12 protein-coding genes are annotated in these 14,966 nt (G+C 38.8%); 10 read left to right on the forward strand and 2 right to left on the reverse strand.

The features are described 5' to 3' along the window. Nucleotides 1-170: 170 nt before the first annotated feature. Entirely contained in the window at nt 171-1,100 is a 930-nt protein-coding gene (locus MMG00_RS01720; protein WP_242150507.1) for a DMT family transporter, read from the reverse strand. Between the two features lie 283 nt (nt 1,101-1,383). Here MMG00_RS01720 and def point away from each other — a divergent pair, with 283 nt between their 5' ends. The 10 genes from def (at nt 1,384) to MMG00_RS01770 (ending at nt 13,600) form a co-directional block, all read left to right on the forward strand. After that, nucleotides 1,384-1,911 (forward strand): peptide deformylase, encoded by a 528-nt coding sequence (gene def, locus MMG00_RS01725; RefSeq protein WP_242150510.1) that lies wholly within the window; start codon nt 1,384-1,386, stop codon nt 1,909-1,911. Nucleotides 1,912-2,049: 138 nt separating this feature from the next. Next, nucleotides 2,050-2,982, forward strand: a complete 933-nt coding sequence (fmt, locus tag MMG00_RS01730) for a methionyl-tRNA formyltransferase (protein WP_242150513.1) — start codon at nt 2,050-2,052, stop codon at nt 2,980-2,982. Continuing rightward, nucleotides 2,983-4,329, forward strand: a complete 1,347-nt coding sequence (gene rsmB / locus MMG00_RS01735; RefSeq protein ID WP_242150516.1) for a 16S rRNA (cytosine(967)-C(5))-methyltransferase RsmB — start codon at nt 2,983-2,985, stop codon at nt 4,327-4,329. It abuts the gene before it with no gap. 25 nt (nt 4,330-4,354) lie between these two features. Continuing rightward, nucleotides 4,355-5,092 carry a DUF4390 domain-containing protein gene (locus MMG00_RS01740; protein ID WP_242150519.1) on the forward strand — a complete coding sequence of 246 codons (738 nt, stop codon included), beginning with the start codon at nt 4,355-4,357 and terminating at the stop codon, nt 5,090-5,092. After that, nucleotides 5,089-7,281: a sensor histidine kinase gene (locus MMG00_RS01745; protein ID WP_242150522.1), complete on the forward strand. Its 2,193-nt coding sequence runs from the start codon at nt 5,089-5,091 to the stop codon at nt 7,279-7,281. Before MMG00_RS01740 ends, MMG00_RS01745 begins: the two co-directional genes overlap by 4 nt. Further along, nucleotides 7,271-8,653: an argininosuccinate lyase gene (gene argH / locus MMG00_RS01750; RefSeq protein ID WP_242153227.1), complete on the forward strand. Its 1,383-nt coding sequence runs from the start codon at nt 7,271-7,273 to the stop codon at nt 8,651-8,653. Before MMG00_RS01745 ends, argH begins: the two co-directional genes overlap by 11 nt. A 241-nt stretch (nt 8,654-8,894) precedes the next feature. Continuing rightward, nucleotides 8,895-10,070, forward strand: a complete 1,176-nt coding sequence (locus tag MMG00_RS01755) for a lytic transglycosylase domain-containing protein (protein ID WP_242150525.1) — start codon at nt 8,895-8,897, stop codon at nt 10,068-10,070. Nucleotides 10,071-10,226: 156 nt separating this feature from the next. After that, nucleotides 10,227-11,312 carry a transaldolase gene (gene tal / locus MMG00_RS01760; protein WP_242150528.1) on the forward strand — a complete coding sequence of 362 codons (1,086 nt, stop codon included), beginning with the start codon at nt 10,227-10,229 and terminating at the stop codon, nt 11,310-11,312. A gap of 745 nt (nt 11,313-12,057) precedes the next feature. Continuing rightward, nucleotides 12,058-12,948: a prephenate dehydrogenase gene (locus MMG00_RS01765; protein ID WP_242150531.1), complete on the forward strand. Its 891-nt coding sequence runs from the start codon at nt 12,058-12,060 to the stop codon at nt 12,946-12,948. A gap of 121 nt (nt 12,949-13,069) precedes the next feature. Further along, nucleotides 13,070-13,600: a DedA family protein gene (locus tag MMG00_RS01770; RefSeq protein ID WP_242150534.1), complete on the forward strand. Its 531-nt coding sequence runs from the start codon at nt 13,070-13,072 to the stop codon at nt 13,598-13,600. Here the strand turns inward: MMG00_RS01770 and MMG00_RS01775 are convergent. Continuing rightward, entirely contained in the window at nt 13,590-14,798 is a 1,209-nt protein-coding gene (locus MMG00_RS01775; protein ID WP_242150537.1) for a hypothetical protein, read from the reverse strand. The genes MMG00_RS01770 and MMG00_RS01775 overlap by 11 nt on opposite strands. Nucleotides 14,799-14,966 lie beyond the last annotated feature (168 nt).

Raw genomic sequence — 14,966 nt, forward strand, 5'->3', positions numbered from 1 at the left:
TACCCCATTAGTTATATCACTCTTTTTAAGGAGTATGGGGAGAACTTTACTTGAGTTTGACTTATATAATATTTTTCCTAATTAAAAGGTGCTCACACTCTAAAAACTCTCATAAGGCTATTTTTAACCTTTTAAGTGTATTAAAGTCGCCGCTTTATTAAGTAAAATTATTATTTCATCCCCCTTAAAGTGATTGAAGGTTTTTTGCGTTGATTAATAATATATATCGCGGAAAAAATTAGTAAGCAACCTAATATGAATCTGACGGATAATGTTTCGGCTAAAAATAAAATGGTTAATATTGTGGCAAACATTGGCGTGAGGAAGAGAAATGCGGAGGTTTGCGCGGCGCCCCCTTTTTGAAGTGCTAAAAACCAGAGAGAAAAAGAACCTACTGATGCAGGAAAAATTAACCATAAAAAATTAAACCAGCCTAGTGTAGAGATATCAGAGAGCGAATAAGATTCTCCTAAAAGAGAAGAGATAAGATACAGCACAATGCCGCCAAAGAGCATTTGCCAACCTGCAAGGACAAAGGGGGGATTTTTAATAGCGAGAATTGTTTTGGTGGAAATGGTGCAAAGTGCCCAGCTAATAGCGCCTAAGAGCGCAAAGAACATGCCCAGAAAGCTTCCTTCTTTTTCGACATTAAGACATAGAAATACGCCGGCAATACCGAGTATTAATCCGAGAAGTCTTTGAAGGGTAAATCGATCGATCTTTATAAAATGGGCGAAAATTAATACCCAAAGAGGATTGGTAAAAAATAAGACTGAGGCTAATGCTGAATCGATGCGCCCAAGTGCTAGATTTAAAAAGCCCATGGCAGAGGCGGTTTGTAAAAGCCCAATCAAAAAGAGATTTAGAAATCCTCGGGAGATAGAAGTCTCTGTATGGGGAATTATTTGAGAGAAGCCCTCACGAAAGGCGCAATAAATAAGAAGTGCGATGCCGGCAATGATAAAGCGCACACCCCCGAGATAAAAGGGCGGGATGAGTTCTGTAGAGATTAAAAATTTGCCAGTGGGAAAGGATGATCCCATAAAGAAAGTCGCCACAAGTAGGAGCGCTACAAACTTAAGATGTTGTCGGTCAGCCATGATATTTTCTCCCCATTTTCGATGAGCTATAAAATGATGATTTTGGAAAATGGTTTTTTATCATATAGTTATGCTATTTTGGTGCGGTTGTAAAAAGTGCAAAAGGCGCTAAGTGAACAATTGTGCGAAAGTGGTCGTTATGGATGATTTATAGCATTTTTACTATCTTAATGAAATTATTTTGAAAGCTACCGAGAAAGCGCTAAGTAGTGTAAAATAACTCGTTTTGTAGAAGTTCTATTTTATATAGGACATTAAGATAGAAAGAGAGAGATTTATTGATATGGCGATCTTAAATGTGATTACTGTTCCGCATCCAACTTTAAGAGCAAAAGCAGAGCCGGTGACGGAATTTGATGATGCGTTAAAAACATTTGTAGCGGATATGTTAGAGACGATGTATGCAGAAAAAGGTGTTGGGCTTGCGGCAAACCAAGTGAACGTTTTAAAACGTGTATTTGTCACAGATTGCTCAGAAGAGCGAGATGATCCTAGAGTCTTTATTAATCCGGAAATTATTGCAGAATCTGAAGAGACAGATGCTGCTGAAGAGGGATGCCTCTCGTTGCCAACAATGTATAGCGGTCCGATTATTCGTCCTGAGAAAATTACAGTTCGAGCGCAAGATGCTAATGGGGATTTTTTCGAATTAGAAGCCGATCAGTTATTAGGGCGTTGTATTCAGCATGAATTAGACCATTTAAATGGGGTGCTTTTCATCGATTACTTATCTCGAATGAAGCAACAACGTGTTTTGAAAAAGCTGGAAAAAGTCTTAAAAGAGCGTGAGCGTGAAGAGGCAGAAGCTTAACTCATCGCATCAATCATCCCTAAGGAGATAAAGGATTAACCTTTAGTAAATCTCTTTATGATAAATGATAGGTTTTACGCGCTGTTTCAAAGATATTTAAAGCTGTTTAAAAGAAGATTAGTAAAGAGGAAGTAGGTAATGAGTTTACGAATTATTTTTGCAGGAACCCCAGAATTTTCAGTGCCGACATTAGAGGCGTTGATTGGGAGTGAGCATGAAGTTGTTGCGGTGTATACGCAGCCGGATCGTCCTCGAGGCAGAGGTAAGAAGATGCAGTTTACGCCTATTAAAGAAGTTGCTCTAAAACATGATATTCCTGTATACCAACCTCTTTCTCTTCGTAATAGTGAAGCACAAGAGGAGTTAGCTTTGCTTAATGCTGATTTAATGATTGTGGTCGCTTATGGCTTAATTTTGCCAGAGGCAGTATTGAAAGCTCCAAAACTTGGTTGCTTAAATATTCATGCTTCCTTACTACCAAGATGGAGAGGCGCTGCGCCTATTCACCGCGCGATTGAAGCTGGGGATGATAAAACTGGCGTTGCAATCATGCAGATGGATAAAGGATTAGATACCGGCGATGTTTGGAGTGAGGCTTCTGTCGCTATTACCCCAGAAACAACAATGATCGAGCTTCATGATACGTTAAAAGTATTGGGCGCTAAGTTACTTTTAGAGACGATTCCAACAGTTGTTGCAGGTGAAAAAAGCCCCCAAAAACAGCTAGAGGAAGGGATCACTTATGCTGAGAAAATCTCTAAAGAGGAAGCAAAGGTGAATTGGGAAGAAGACCATGAAACAATTATGCGAAAAATCCATGCCTTTAATCCATTTCCTGGGGCTTTTACGAGCATTGATGGGGAGTTGTTAAAGCTCTTTAGAGTTGCAAAGACCGCCAATAAGTCACAAGCTACGGCCGGCACTTTGCGTGTTGAAGCGGATAAAATTTATGTTGTGACAGGCGATGGCTTTGAGCTTGAGATTTTAGAGCTGCAAGTAGCGGGTAAAAGAAAAATGGAGAGTGCGCTCTTTATTAAAGGTCACGAAATTAATCAAAAGGTATGTCAATAGATGGCAATTAAAGAAGCGCTATATCCAAAATTAATGAATAATCTAAGGTTTGTCGCAGTGGAGATTCTTAACGCTGTTTTGCATGGAGAATCCTTAACAGATGCGTTGCCTCGTTTATCGGGAAATTTAAGTGATAGTGACAAACGGTTTGTGCAACATCTCTTATTTGGCACATTAAGACAATATGATGCATTAGATGATCGGGTTTCGCAGATGCTCTCAAAGCCAATTAAAGCTGCTGAGATTGAAGTGAAATTAGCACAGATTTTAGCAGCCTATGAGTTAACAGAGATGGCAACTGCGGAATATGCCATTTTAAATAACTGGGTTAATCTTATTAAAGAGATGGGTAAGCTTTGGGCTGCGGGATTAACAAATGCGATTTTAAGAAATATTCAAAGAGGGAAATTACCCCCTGCAAAATTCCTGGCCGGTAAGAGTAATATGCCAGCATGGTTTGCAAAACGGGTTGAAACGCAGTGGGGTGAGAAAGCGTTAGAAGAGATCGGAACCTTTTATCAGCTTCATCCTGAGATGATTTTGCGCGTTAATTTACAAAAAAATAGTCGAGAAGCGTATTTAGAGAAATTAAAAGCGGCAAGTATTCCGGCGATGGCACACCATTTTGTAGAAACAGCGATTGTATTAGAAGAACCTGTCAGTGTGGATGTTTTACCGGGGTTTTCAAATGGGGATGTGAGTGTTCAAGATGCCTCCGCTCAGTTAGCTGCGCAGCTTTTGGATCTACAAGAAGGGATGATCGTTTTAGATGCCTGCTCCGCACCAGGTGGAAAAACAACGGCGATTTTAGAAAGAGCGCCAAAACTGCAAAAGTTAGTGGCTTTAGATAGCTCAAAAGAGCGTCTTACTAGAGTTGTGGAGAATGTTGAGCGTGTTTGTGGGCAAGTCCCTGATTTTGTCTCAATTGAAGCCATTCCTTGCGAAGTTTATGAAACTGATCAGATGTTTGATCGCATTTTATTAGATGTGCCGTGTTCAGCTACCGGCATTATGCATCGCCATCCGGATATTAAGCGTTTGCGTTTAGCGTCGGATATTAATAACTTAAAAGGGATTCAGGCTGAAATTTTAGCACACGCATGGAAGCAGTTAAAAGTGGGCGGTAAGTTGTTGTATGCGACTTGTTCAATCTTAAAAGATGAAAATGAGCAGCAGATTCGCCATTTCTTAAAATCTGAAAAAAGTGCAAGTGAGATCAAATTTGAGCTCCCCTTTGCAGAAGCTAGAGATGTTGGTGTGCAAATTCTTCCTCGATATTTTGAATCTGAAAAGAGTGTTGATGGCTTTTATTACGCGTTACTAGAGAAGGTTGCATTTGAATCATAGGTAAAACCTTAGGTAAATCATATTGATGAGATTAGATCGGTTTGTAAAAAGAGATAGACGATGGGGAAGTGGTTTATTAACCGCTTCTCAAAACTTGCTATCTTTTTTTTATAGCGATTTTATCAAAAGATCTCATCTTTTATTACTGATAATGATAAGTGGATTATTGCTACCACTACAATGGAGTGAAGCTGCGCCAAAGCAATCTTCCTTAGAAGTTCAAAGTGTTAGAAGTGATTTTTATCAAGCCGGTTCAGCGATGGCACGTATTCGAGATACTGACCAACTATTAAATGGTACTTTGACTAAAGTGGATATGTTGCTATCGATTAAAAGCGATATTGTGATGAGTGAAGAGCAGACGCAGATGCTGTTAAATGGAATCCCCTTAACATTTGTGTATGATATTCGTATTCAAGAGAAAGGTTTTTGGAGTTTTTGGAATGGCAATAATTATGCCAAAGAGATTCGCTATCTACTCTTTTATCATGGGCTCTCTAAGCAATTTGTTGTGCGAGATATTGAGACAAAGAAACAGCATAGTTATCCTACTTTGAGTTTAGCGTTATTTTCAATTTCAACGCCTAGTAATATTGAGTTTAAGTTAATGGATGAGGATGGATTTAAGATCGGTGATTATCAGGGAGAAGCAAAGCTTTGGCTAGATATTGAAGCGCTTCCTACGCCCCTTCGGATTCCGGCATATCTATCGAAAAATTGGTGGTTAAATTCCAGCTGGTATAAATGGGAGCTGAAAATATGATGAGTCTATTGCGTAAACATGCTTTTACGCTTTTTATTCTGCTCTCGGTACTATTAACGATTATCCTTGGAGTGATGGTCCGCTCTATTGAGTCAGCGGCGCTTTATACTCGTTATTACACCTGGATTATTGTGGCAGGTGCAATTTGCTATCTCTCTTTAATTTCCCTTGTGACTTACTTTTTAATCCAGCTCTTTCAGGGGGTTCGTAAAAAGCGATTAGGCGCTCGTTTAAATGCGAGAATGATGATGTTCTTCTCAGGACTCTCTGTTGTGCCGATTGTAATTTTATTCCTCTTTGCAGGATTGATGATTCAAAGAGGGATTGATAGCTGGTTTGATGAGTCTTTAGATCAAGGGTTTGATGATGCATTAACGCTAGCACAATCAGCGCTTGAAACTCGCCGCTTAGATGCTTTAGAAATCACCCAATCTATAGGGGATCGAGTTGCGCAATTAAACTCATTAGATTTAGCTTATGAGCTTGAGAATTTACGCTTTGATGCGAACGCAATGGATCTTACGGTCTTTGATCATCGAGGACGAATCTTAGCAACAAGTTCTAGTAATACCACTGTTAATCTTCCAGAATTACCTAATGACATTGTTTTAATGAGTGTCTTTAATGATATGGATTATGTCTGGCTTGAACCTGTGGGAGATGATGAGTTACAGGTACGAGTCATCATTCGCGTTGATTCCGATGTCCCAAGAGTGGTACAAGCCATTTATGAAATTCCCCCACGCTATACAGAGTTAGGGCTCTCAACGCAGCGTTCTGTAGAGAGCTATAAACAATATAAAACCTTACAAGAATCTTTAAAGGGGCAATTAATTGCAATTTTGACATTAGTATCATTATTAGCAATTTTGCTCGCATTAGGGGGATCTTACTTTGCAACGCGGCGTTTAGTGAATCCTATTCGCCGGCTTTCAATTGCTTCTAAATCAGTTTCTGAAGGGAATTTTGATCGAGAAATTACCGTAAAATCTAATGATGAGATCGGTTTTTTAACAGAATCCTTTAATGAGATGATTATGAAGCTTCGTCAATCAAATGAAGCGGAAAAGGCCTCCCAAAGACTTTTAGTGGCGCAGCGCTCTTATCTTGAAGCGGTATTAGCAAATCTCTCATCTGGTGTTTTAGTATTTGATAATCACGGCAGAATTAGAACCTTTAATGAAGCGGCGCTCTCGATCTTAGGCACTGATCGTGCGCTTTTACAGCGCTTAAAATTAGGAGAGCCTGAAACGATCGATGAAACATTAGGATTTTTCTTTTCCCCACTTGCAGATTATCTTTTGAAAAAATCCTTAGGAGAAGAGACCGATCGTTTAGAAGTGATGCGCGTTGAAAAAGGTATTACCCAGATTTTATCGGTGCGTACATCTGAGCCTCTTGAGAATCGCAGTTTGCCAAGTGGTTATGCGATCGTCTTTGATGATATTACGCAATTGATTAACTCAGAGCGGGAAGCTGCTTGGGGGGAAGTTGCAAGGCGTCTTGCCCATGAGATTAAAAACCCCTTAACGCCGATTCAGTTATCCGCTGAGCGCATGGCCTTTAAGCTAAAAGAAAAGCTCGAGATAGAAGATCAATTTTTATTAGAAAAATCAACGCAGACGATTATCACCCAAGTAAATGCGATGAAGAAGATGGTGAATGCTTTCAGCCAATATGCAAGAGCGCCAAAGATTAACCTTAAGAAAATTGATATTACAATTTTAGCAGAAGAGGTTACCTTCCTTTATAGCGATTATGTTCGCGGTGTTGAGGTGATATTATTAAGGCCTAAAAAATCTATCTATGTGAATGGGGATGAGATTCGGCTACGTCAGCTTTTTCATAATCTCATTAAAAATGCGATTGAAGCATGCCAAGAAGATAAAGAGAATTTAGATGGAAAAGTGGTAGTAGATCTGCAATTGCAAGATGAAGCGACCTTAATTTTAAGAGTAAATGATAATGGAAGCGGTATTGATGAATCCCTTATCAATCGAATGTTTGAGCCTTATGTTTCTACTAAATCAAAAGGAACGGGCTTAGGTTTATCTGTAGTGAAAAAAATTGTTGAAGAACATAATGGTAGAATTGCGATCTATTCTGGCAAAGATAGAGTTGGAACGCAGGTTGAAGTGATACTACCTATTTATCAGGAAATAGAAGAAGGAAAAGATGATGTCGAATAAAGTCAATAAACAGTGGGGCGGACGTTTCTCAGAGAGTACAGATGCATTTGTGCAAGCCTTTACAGGATCTGTGAACTTTGATCAACGTATGTACGCTGAAGATATCGCTGGCTCGCTTGCGCACGCAGAGATGCTCTCTACGCAAGGGATTTTGACAGAAGAAGACTTTAAATTGATTAAAGAGGGTTTAGCAGCAGTAAAAAAAGAGATTGAAGCTGGTGAATTCCCATGGTCAATTGAGCTTGAAGATGTGCATATGAATATCGAGTCAAGCTTAACTGAAAAAATTGGTATTGCTGGAAAACGCTTACATACAGGCCGTTCACGTAATGATCAGGTGGCAACAGATATCCGTCTTTGGCTTCGTAATCAACTAGATTTGATTGATGCGGAATTAAAGCGCCTTCAAGAAGGAATTTTAGAAGTCGCAGAAAAAGAGCATGATACGATTATGCCAGGATTTACGCATCTTCAAGTTGCGCAGCCAATTACTTTTGGTCATCATTTAATGGCATGGTTTGAGATGATTAAACGTGATAGATCACGTTTTCAAGATTGTCGTAAACGCCTTAATATTTCACCATTAGGGGCAGCTGCACTTGCCGGAACTACTTATCCGATTGATCGTCATCTCTCAGCAAAACTTTTAGGCTTTGATGCGCCATCTGAAAACTCGTTAGATTCTGTTTCAGATCGTGATTTTGCTATTGAATTTGCCGCAGATGCCTCGATTTTATCCATGCATCTTTCACGTTTTTCAGAAGAGTTAGTGCTTTGGGCAACGCCGGCATTTGATTTTATTAATTTGCCAGATCGTTTCTGTACCGGTTCTTCCATCATGCCGCAGAAGAAAAATCCGGATGTACCAGAGTTAGTCCGTGGGAAAACTGGCCGTGTTTATGGTCATCTCTTCTCTCTTTTAACATTAATGAAGAGCCAGCCGCTTGCTTATAATAAAGATAACCAAGAAGATAAAGAACCGCTATTTGATATTGTCGATACAGTATTAGGTTGCGTGCGTGCATTTGCCGATATGATTCCTGCGATCTCTAGTAAAAAAGCACAAATGTATGAGCGCACAAAGTTAGGTTTCTCAACAGCAACAGACCTAGCAGACTACTTAGTGCGTAAAGGCATGCCTTTTAGAAATGCGCATGAAGTTGTGGGTAATGCGGTTCGTTTAGGCGTTGAAACAGAGCGTGATTTAGCGGACATGGAACTTTCAGAATTACAGCAGTTCTCAGATCTAATTGGGGCTGATGTGTTTGAATACTTAACCCTAGAAGGATCGGTTGCTGCACGTAATCATCATGGTGGTACAGCGCCAGCGCAAGTGCTAGCAGCAATATCTCGTGCGAAAGCGATTATCTAAGTAGGATATTCAATATATAATTGTTCATTGATCATTAACGGCGTTAATGGTAAAAATGAAAGGTTAATAGTCACCATAAGGGATAGAGAATCTATCCCTTAATCAATTTTAGAGAATTTAATCCCCTATGCTAATGAAAAGATAGGTGAGAACCGAGAGGCTAAGGTTTTTCGGCGCTAACTGTTCGATTCTTTGGGAAATCAATTATTGCGGCAACTAGCTGAGAAGAGGCACTTTACTGATGAGTTTTTTGAAAAATATTAGAGCATGGCAACGTCATTTCGTGCTGATGCTTCTCATTTTGATTGTTGCAGGATGCGCTAGCGCTCCTAGACCTACTTCTCGGGTGGAATTTCCTGAGCCAAAGGCAATGGCACCGATGATTAATTTTTGGACGCATGTCTATTCTCGGTGGGATACGGATGTCGTTGCATTCCATGATAACCGTTATTTAGAGGTGGTTTATGAACTCTCTCCTATTCGTCAAGGCGATCGTATGACATGGGATACCATTTCTGAACTGATTCAAGATGACCTTTTGGTGATTGAAGAGGCGATGTTAAACCCTAGACCTTTAACAAGTAATCAAGAACGTATTAAAAAGATGCTGCTTAAAGCAGGGGGGCCTGAGGCTTTAATTGGAGCTTCGGAAAGGTTACGGGGACAAAGAGGTCTTAAATCAGAGTTTCGCCGTGGTTTAGAGCGAAGTCAGGCATATATTCCTTATTTTAAAAAGGTCTTTAGACAAGCAGGATTACCAGAGGAAATTGCTTATTTACCCCATGTAGAATCCTCTTTTAATAAAGGGGCACGCTCTAAAGTGGGTGCTTCTGGAATGTGGCAATTTATGCCATCTACCGCAAGAAGCTTTATGCCAATGAGGGCAAATGTCTTAGATTCTCGCTTTGATCCTCGCCACTCAGCGCAAGGGGCGGCAAAATTAATGGCATATAACCATAATATTGTGAATTATTGGCCTTTAACGATTACGGCTTATAACTCAGGGGTAGGTCACGGTATTCGTGCTAAAGAGCGTTATGGTAATGATATGGGGAAAATAGTTTTTAACTATAGTGAAGGCGCATTTCAGTTTGCTTCTCGTAACTTTTATGCAGAATTTTTAGCAGCGATGAAGATTGCGAAAGAGCCAGATAAATATTTCCCAGGATTTCGTTATACATTCATGGCGAGTAATATTGAAGGTATTCAGTTAGTAACGCCTATGAAGCTCAATGATCTTTCTAAAGAGGTGGGGGTACCATCATCGTTACTGATTGAGTTAAATCCAGCATGGCTTCGTAATATAGAGACTAATCGTGCAGAGATTCCGAGTAATTATGATATTTGGTTACCTAAAGGGACGATGAAGCGACTTGATTATCATGGGTTTTACAGACCAAGTCGTATCCAACCTTGATCTTAGAAAGGTGTATGGATCAAATATGAAAAAAACCTTGATAAGATTGTTTTCAAGGGTCACAATGCTCGCCGTAAAGAACTTTTAGCATCGTTGTATGCAGATGGGATAGCGTTTTGAAAACGTTATCTTTCTATGGAAATTGAAGGATAAGTTATGGGAAATATTCGTAAAGCACAAGCGCTTGGTCAGAGTATCTGGTTTGATAATATTGAGCGCAATATGCTTGGTAATGAAGGCAAGCTCGCGCAAATGATCGTTAAAGAGGGGCTTTTAGGGATTACTTCTAATCCTGCCATCTTTGAAAAAGCAATAGCGGGCGGTGTTGAATATCTTTCTGTAATGAAAGATGAAGCTAATCAAGAGTTAAGTGCAAGAGAGCTTTTCTTTAAATTAGCAATCGATGATATCCAAACAGCTTGTGATCTTTTTGCAGATACGTATGAAGCGACAGATTACCGTGATGGATATGTGAGTTTAGAAGTCTCACCGGATCTAGCACATGATGCTAATGGGACGATCATCGAAGCAAAAGCGCTTTGGGAAGAGGTTGATCGCCCTAATTTAATGATTAAAGTGCCGGCGACTAAAGCTGGGATCATCGCTATTGAAGCCTTGATTGCAGAAGGTATTAATGTCAATGTAACGTTGATTTTTTCAGTATCTCGTTATGAGAAGGTTTTAGATGCCTTTTTAAAAGGATTAGAAGCCAGAGTAAAACAAGGTCTTCCTATCTCTAAAATTGCATCTGTTGCAAGCTTCTTTATCTCCAGAATTGATAGCGTCATTGATGCAAAAGTCAGTGATATTGCCCCTGAGTTAAAAGGACATATTGCTATAGATAATGCCAAAATGGCTTATGAGCATTATCAATTTGTCATGACAAGAGATCGTGCAAAAGCCCTTTTAAAAGAAGGGATGCAGCCTCAACGGTTGCTCTGGGCATCAACGGGTGTGAAAGATCCTAGTTATTCAGAGACTCTTTATGTATATCAATTGATGGGGGCTGATACAGTCAATACGATTCCGCCTAAGACTTATTATGCTTTCTTAGAAGATAAGACAGTACCAACACCAGAAATCCTGACAGAGATTGAAGCATCTAAAACCCGATTAAAAACCTTAAAAGAGTTGGGTATTGATTTAAATGCGGTTTGTGAAGATTTAGAAACTGCTGGAGTGGAGCAGTTTGTGATGGCTTTTGATTCTTTATTATCAACAATTGAGAAAGCAAGACATTAATCGATCAGTTGTTATTGAATAATTAAGATATTTGAAGAATCCTCTCTTTTGAGAGGATTTTTTATATGTTCAAAGAAGATCATCACCGTTTGAGGCAGTTCGTCAGATTATGGCAAATTTAGTTTAAGAAGCACTATTTTAAAAGTGAAACAGTACAGGGTATGAAGCAAACTTGCTTGCATGATGCCGGATAGAACGATCCTTGTGCTTCCCCTAGCCGATGTGCCGGCAATCTTATCAAGTCATTTTTAAACTGAGACTTTACTATAAAAGTGAAATTGCATAATGAGTGTATCAAATCAGCCTTTCTATATCGGATAGAAAGGCTCTTATGCCATCATATAGCTATTACGCATTAAATTCCGATACGAGCTGAAAAAGGCTTAAAACTGCTGGCACGTAATTTTAAAGAAACATGCAAGCATTCGACCCAGCTGCTCATCACCCTATATTTGGAAGTCACTATAACTAATGCGCCGGCAATCTGGTTTAGTAGCTTTTAAACCGAATTTTTGATAAAGATTATTGGGTCAGTAGCTATCCGTTTTTGCTTATAAAATGACTCGTTTGATGATGGTGGTGTAAAAAGCATGAATATTACAAAGGATGCTTAGTAATATTGGACGTTTTATAGTATGTTAGGCGATGGTTATTATTAATGAAAATAAGTTAATGAAAAAAGGCTGATCGCTCAATAACCATTTAGTATGAATGATAAAATAGGATCGAATTAAAGTAGGAAAAGATGAAGATAGAACTCTCTCAACCATTTTTTAAAGAGCGCATTGCAATTATGGGAATTGGGCTTATTGGTGGCTCACTTGCTCGTGCATTAAAACGTAATAATTCTGTCGGAAAGATCATTGCTTATGATCAAAGCGAAGAAGCATTACAAAAAGCTTATGAATTAGGGGTTGCTGATGAGATCTATACAGATCCTATTAAAGCGGCAGAAAATGCTGATATTATTATTCTTGCAACGCCGATTACGGCGATGGGAAAAATAGTCAAAGAGATTATCCCTTATCTCAAGGAAGATGCAGTCATGAGCGATGTCGGCTCTACGAAAGGCTCTGTATTAGAGAGCATTAAAGCAGAAGTTGGTTATCTACCAGAGCGTTTTGTGCCTGCGCATCCGATTGCAGGAACTGAAAAGCATGGTGTTGAAAACTCATTTGACTCTCTATTTGATAATCGAAGAACATTGGTAATCCCTCATCTAGAAAATAGCCATGATGCTGTGAGAACGATTCATGAGATGTGGAAAGCTACGGGTTCAGAAACAGAAGAGATGGGCGTAAAACACCATGACCAAGTATTAGCTGCAACCTCCCATATTCCGCATCTTTTAGCGTATGCCACAGTAGATACTTTGGCAAACCTTGATGATCGTGCGGAGATCTTTCGTTTTGCCGCTGGAGGATTTAGGGACTTTACCCGTATTTCAGCCTCAGATCCTGAGTTATGGACAGATATCTGCTTACAAAATCGTGAGTCGATTTTAGAAGTTTTAGTGGCTTATCAAAAGAAAATCGACCTTTTAAAACACGCTTTAGAAGATCAAGAGCGTGAAACGCTCAGTAAGGTTTTTGCAAGAGCTAAGCATGCGCGTGATAATTTTTATAAAGAACCTTAATACACTTCTTTTTAGAAAATGAGTCATAGCTTTAAAAAAGAGTGAAAGTATGATGACAAAAATATATCGGTAATGATTTTATCGATATATTTTGATGAATAGCTTCAAGGAAGGAGGGCAGATGTCATTGCATCATTTTACGCAATCAATTACCGATTTTGCGCAGCAACATGAATCATGGATATTCTTATTAACGCTTGTTATCGCTTTCATTGAATCTTTAGTGATTATAGGGCTTTTCTTTCCGGGCACTATCTTAATCGTATCATTGAGTGTTGTCGTCGGAACGATTCATTATCCCTTTGAATGGATGTGGCTTGCTTGTGCGTTAGGAGCTTTTTTGGGGATGTGGTGTTCTTATAGTTTTGGAAAGATTCATAAAAGTGGGATTGATCGGCTTTGGCCATTTTCTAAAAAGCCAAAGCTGTTGCCTAAAACCCAAGCATTTTTCCATAAATGGGGATTGTGGACACTATTTTTTTGTAGTTTCTTAGAGCCTCTTCGAGTCACGGTGCCGATGATTTGTGGAATTTTCTCGATTCCTAAATATCGTTATTTGCTTGTGAGCGGGGCATCTGCTACTTGCTGGTCATTGTTAGTATTATCTCCTGGTATTTTTGGGATTGAGTGGTTATCTAAGTTTATTCATTAATGTTTGGGAAACTTGAGCATTTTTTAGAGAGTTTTCGGGTAGATATCTGCCAGATAATAGGGTAGATGAATGAAAGTATTAGAATAATTAGGCTTGTGCTAAAGAGAAATAAACCACTTTGAAATAGTATTAAGCGCAGTGATAACCCCCATGCTATGGCATCATAAAGTATAATCACAAAGAGTAAGAGCATCGCACCATAATGTAAAATTTGTTGGCGCTTAGTCACTAATCTTTGAGCAATCAATACAATAAGGGTAATAGCGAGTATCAGTAATATAGTAGAGATGCCGGCACTTGTGCTATAGGAGAGCTCTCTTATGGGGCGAATTCCATTTAAGTCTGGAATAAAGTTTTTATCTCCAAACGTGTTAATAATCTCAGCGAGATAATCCCATAAGAACCAGAGTATAGAGAGTAAAAAGCAGATTTTAAAACTAATATTGATAACAGCATCTAGAGATAGTGGTAGGGATTTTAAGAGTCTATTTTTGCTCCAAGCTGTAAAGTAACCAATAAAAATCATAGCGTAGAGTATTGAAAATAATGTACTAAAGTAAGGTGCTTCTTCATACGAAGGAAGCAGCACAAAGGGAATTAGAAGATACGGCGAGAGATGCCCAGTAATGATTATCATGAGCGCTAGCAATAAAGAGGTCATTAAAATTTTAGAGGGCCTATGACCATTACCATGGTTATCAGCCTTATTAATGTAATGAGCTGATTTAGTGTTTAAAAAGTAGGGAACCACAAGGTTTACCAATATTAAGAAAAAAATAATCGCAAGTAATGAGCCAAAGTATGCCTGAAATGTGTAGATTGCTTGGCTTAGTAGGCCAATTTGAGTAAAGCTATCCTGTATAAAATAAAATGCCAGTAAAGATAAGAGAAGGTTAATGATCTCGCTACTGATGAGATAAAAGAGGGGAAGCAAGATGGCAAATAAGATATTTTTTAATGATAAAACCGGCACCCCAAATTGAGAGAGAAAGAACCTATAGAGGATAAAGAGAAATGCCCCATTGATAATAAAGGGATATAACAACCCTAAATAGTTGATGGGAATATCGGTAAATCCTTCATAACTTTTTGCATAGATAAAGATAATGTAGAGCTTTTGCTGCCCAATACTAAAAAGGTAATAAAATATTACGGTAAGCGAGGCAAGAATGGTTGCGGCGGTTTTATGGGATTGCATGGTGATATTCTTTAATTTTAATATTTACTTTCATTAATAACTAGCTGGTAAAACTGTTATCGTTGATTCGGTTTAAGAAAAACTGTTTTAAAAATAAAATAAGATAACTTATCAATCAAATACGCTTGCACGATGCTGGGTAGAACGATTTTTGTGCATCTCATAATT

Origin of the sequence: Ignatzschineria rhizosphaerae (genome assembly GCF_022655595.1) — a bacterium.
In the GTDB taxonomy this organism is placed as follows: domain Bacteria; phylum Pseudomonadota; class Gammaproteobacteria; order Cardiobacteriales; family Wohlfahrtiimonadaceae; genus Ignatzschineria; species Ignatzschineria rhizosphaerae.

Bases quoted from the DNA above. Each gene is read 5' to 3' on its own strand.
- MMG00_RS01720 (WP_242150507.1), bottom strand. From the start codon at position 1,100: ATGGCTGACCGACAACATCTTAAGTTTGTAGCGCTCCTACTTGTGGCG.
- MMG00_RS01745 (WP_242150522.1), top strand. From the start codon at position 5,089: ATGATGAGTCTATTGCGTAAACATGCTTTTACGCTTTTTATTCTGCTC.
- argH (WP_242153227.1), top strand. From the start codon at position 7,271: ATGTCGAATAAAGTCAATAAACAGTGGGGCGGACGTTTCTCAGAGAGT.
- def (WP_242150510.1), top strand. From the start codon at position 1,384: ATGGCGATCTTAAATGTGATTACTGTTCCGCATCCAACTTTAAGAGCA.
- MMG00_RS01775 (WP_242150537.1), bottom strand. From the start codon at position 14,798: ATGCAATCCCATAAAACCGCCGCAACCATTCTTGCCTCGCTTACCGTA.
- MMG00_RS01765 (WP_242150531.1), top strand. From the start codon at position 12,058: ATGAAGATAGAACTCTCTCAACCATTTTTTAAAGAGCGCATTGCAATT.
- tal (WP_242150528.1), top strand. From the start codon at position 10,227: ATGGGAAATATTCGTAAAGCACAAGCGCTTGGTCAGAGTATCTGGTTT.
- fmt (WP_242150513.1), top strand. From the start codon at position 2,050: ATGAGTTTACGAATTATTTTTGCAGGAACCCCAGAATTTTCAGTGCCG.
- MMG00_RS01740 (WP_242150519.1), top strand. From the start codon at position 4,355: ATGAGATTAGATCGGTTTGTAAAAAGAGATAGACGATGGGGAAGTGGT.
- rsmB (WP_242150516.1), top strand. From the start codon at position 2,983: ATGGCAATTAAAGAAGCGCTATATCCAAAATTAATGAATAATCTAAGG.
- MMG00_RS01755 (WP_242150525.1), top strand. From the start codon at position 8,895: ATGAGTTTTTTGAAAAATATTAGAGCATGGCAACGTCATTTCGTGCTG.
- MMG00_RS01770 (WP_242150534.1), top strand. From the start codon at position 13,070: ATGTCATTGCATCATTTTACGCAATCAATTACCGATTTTGCGCAGCAA.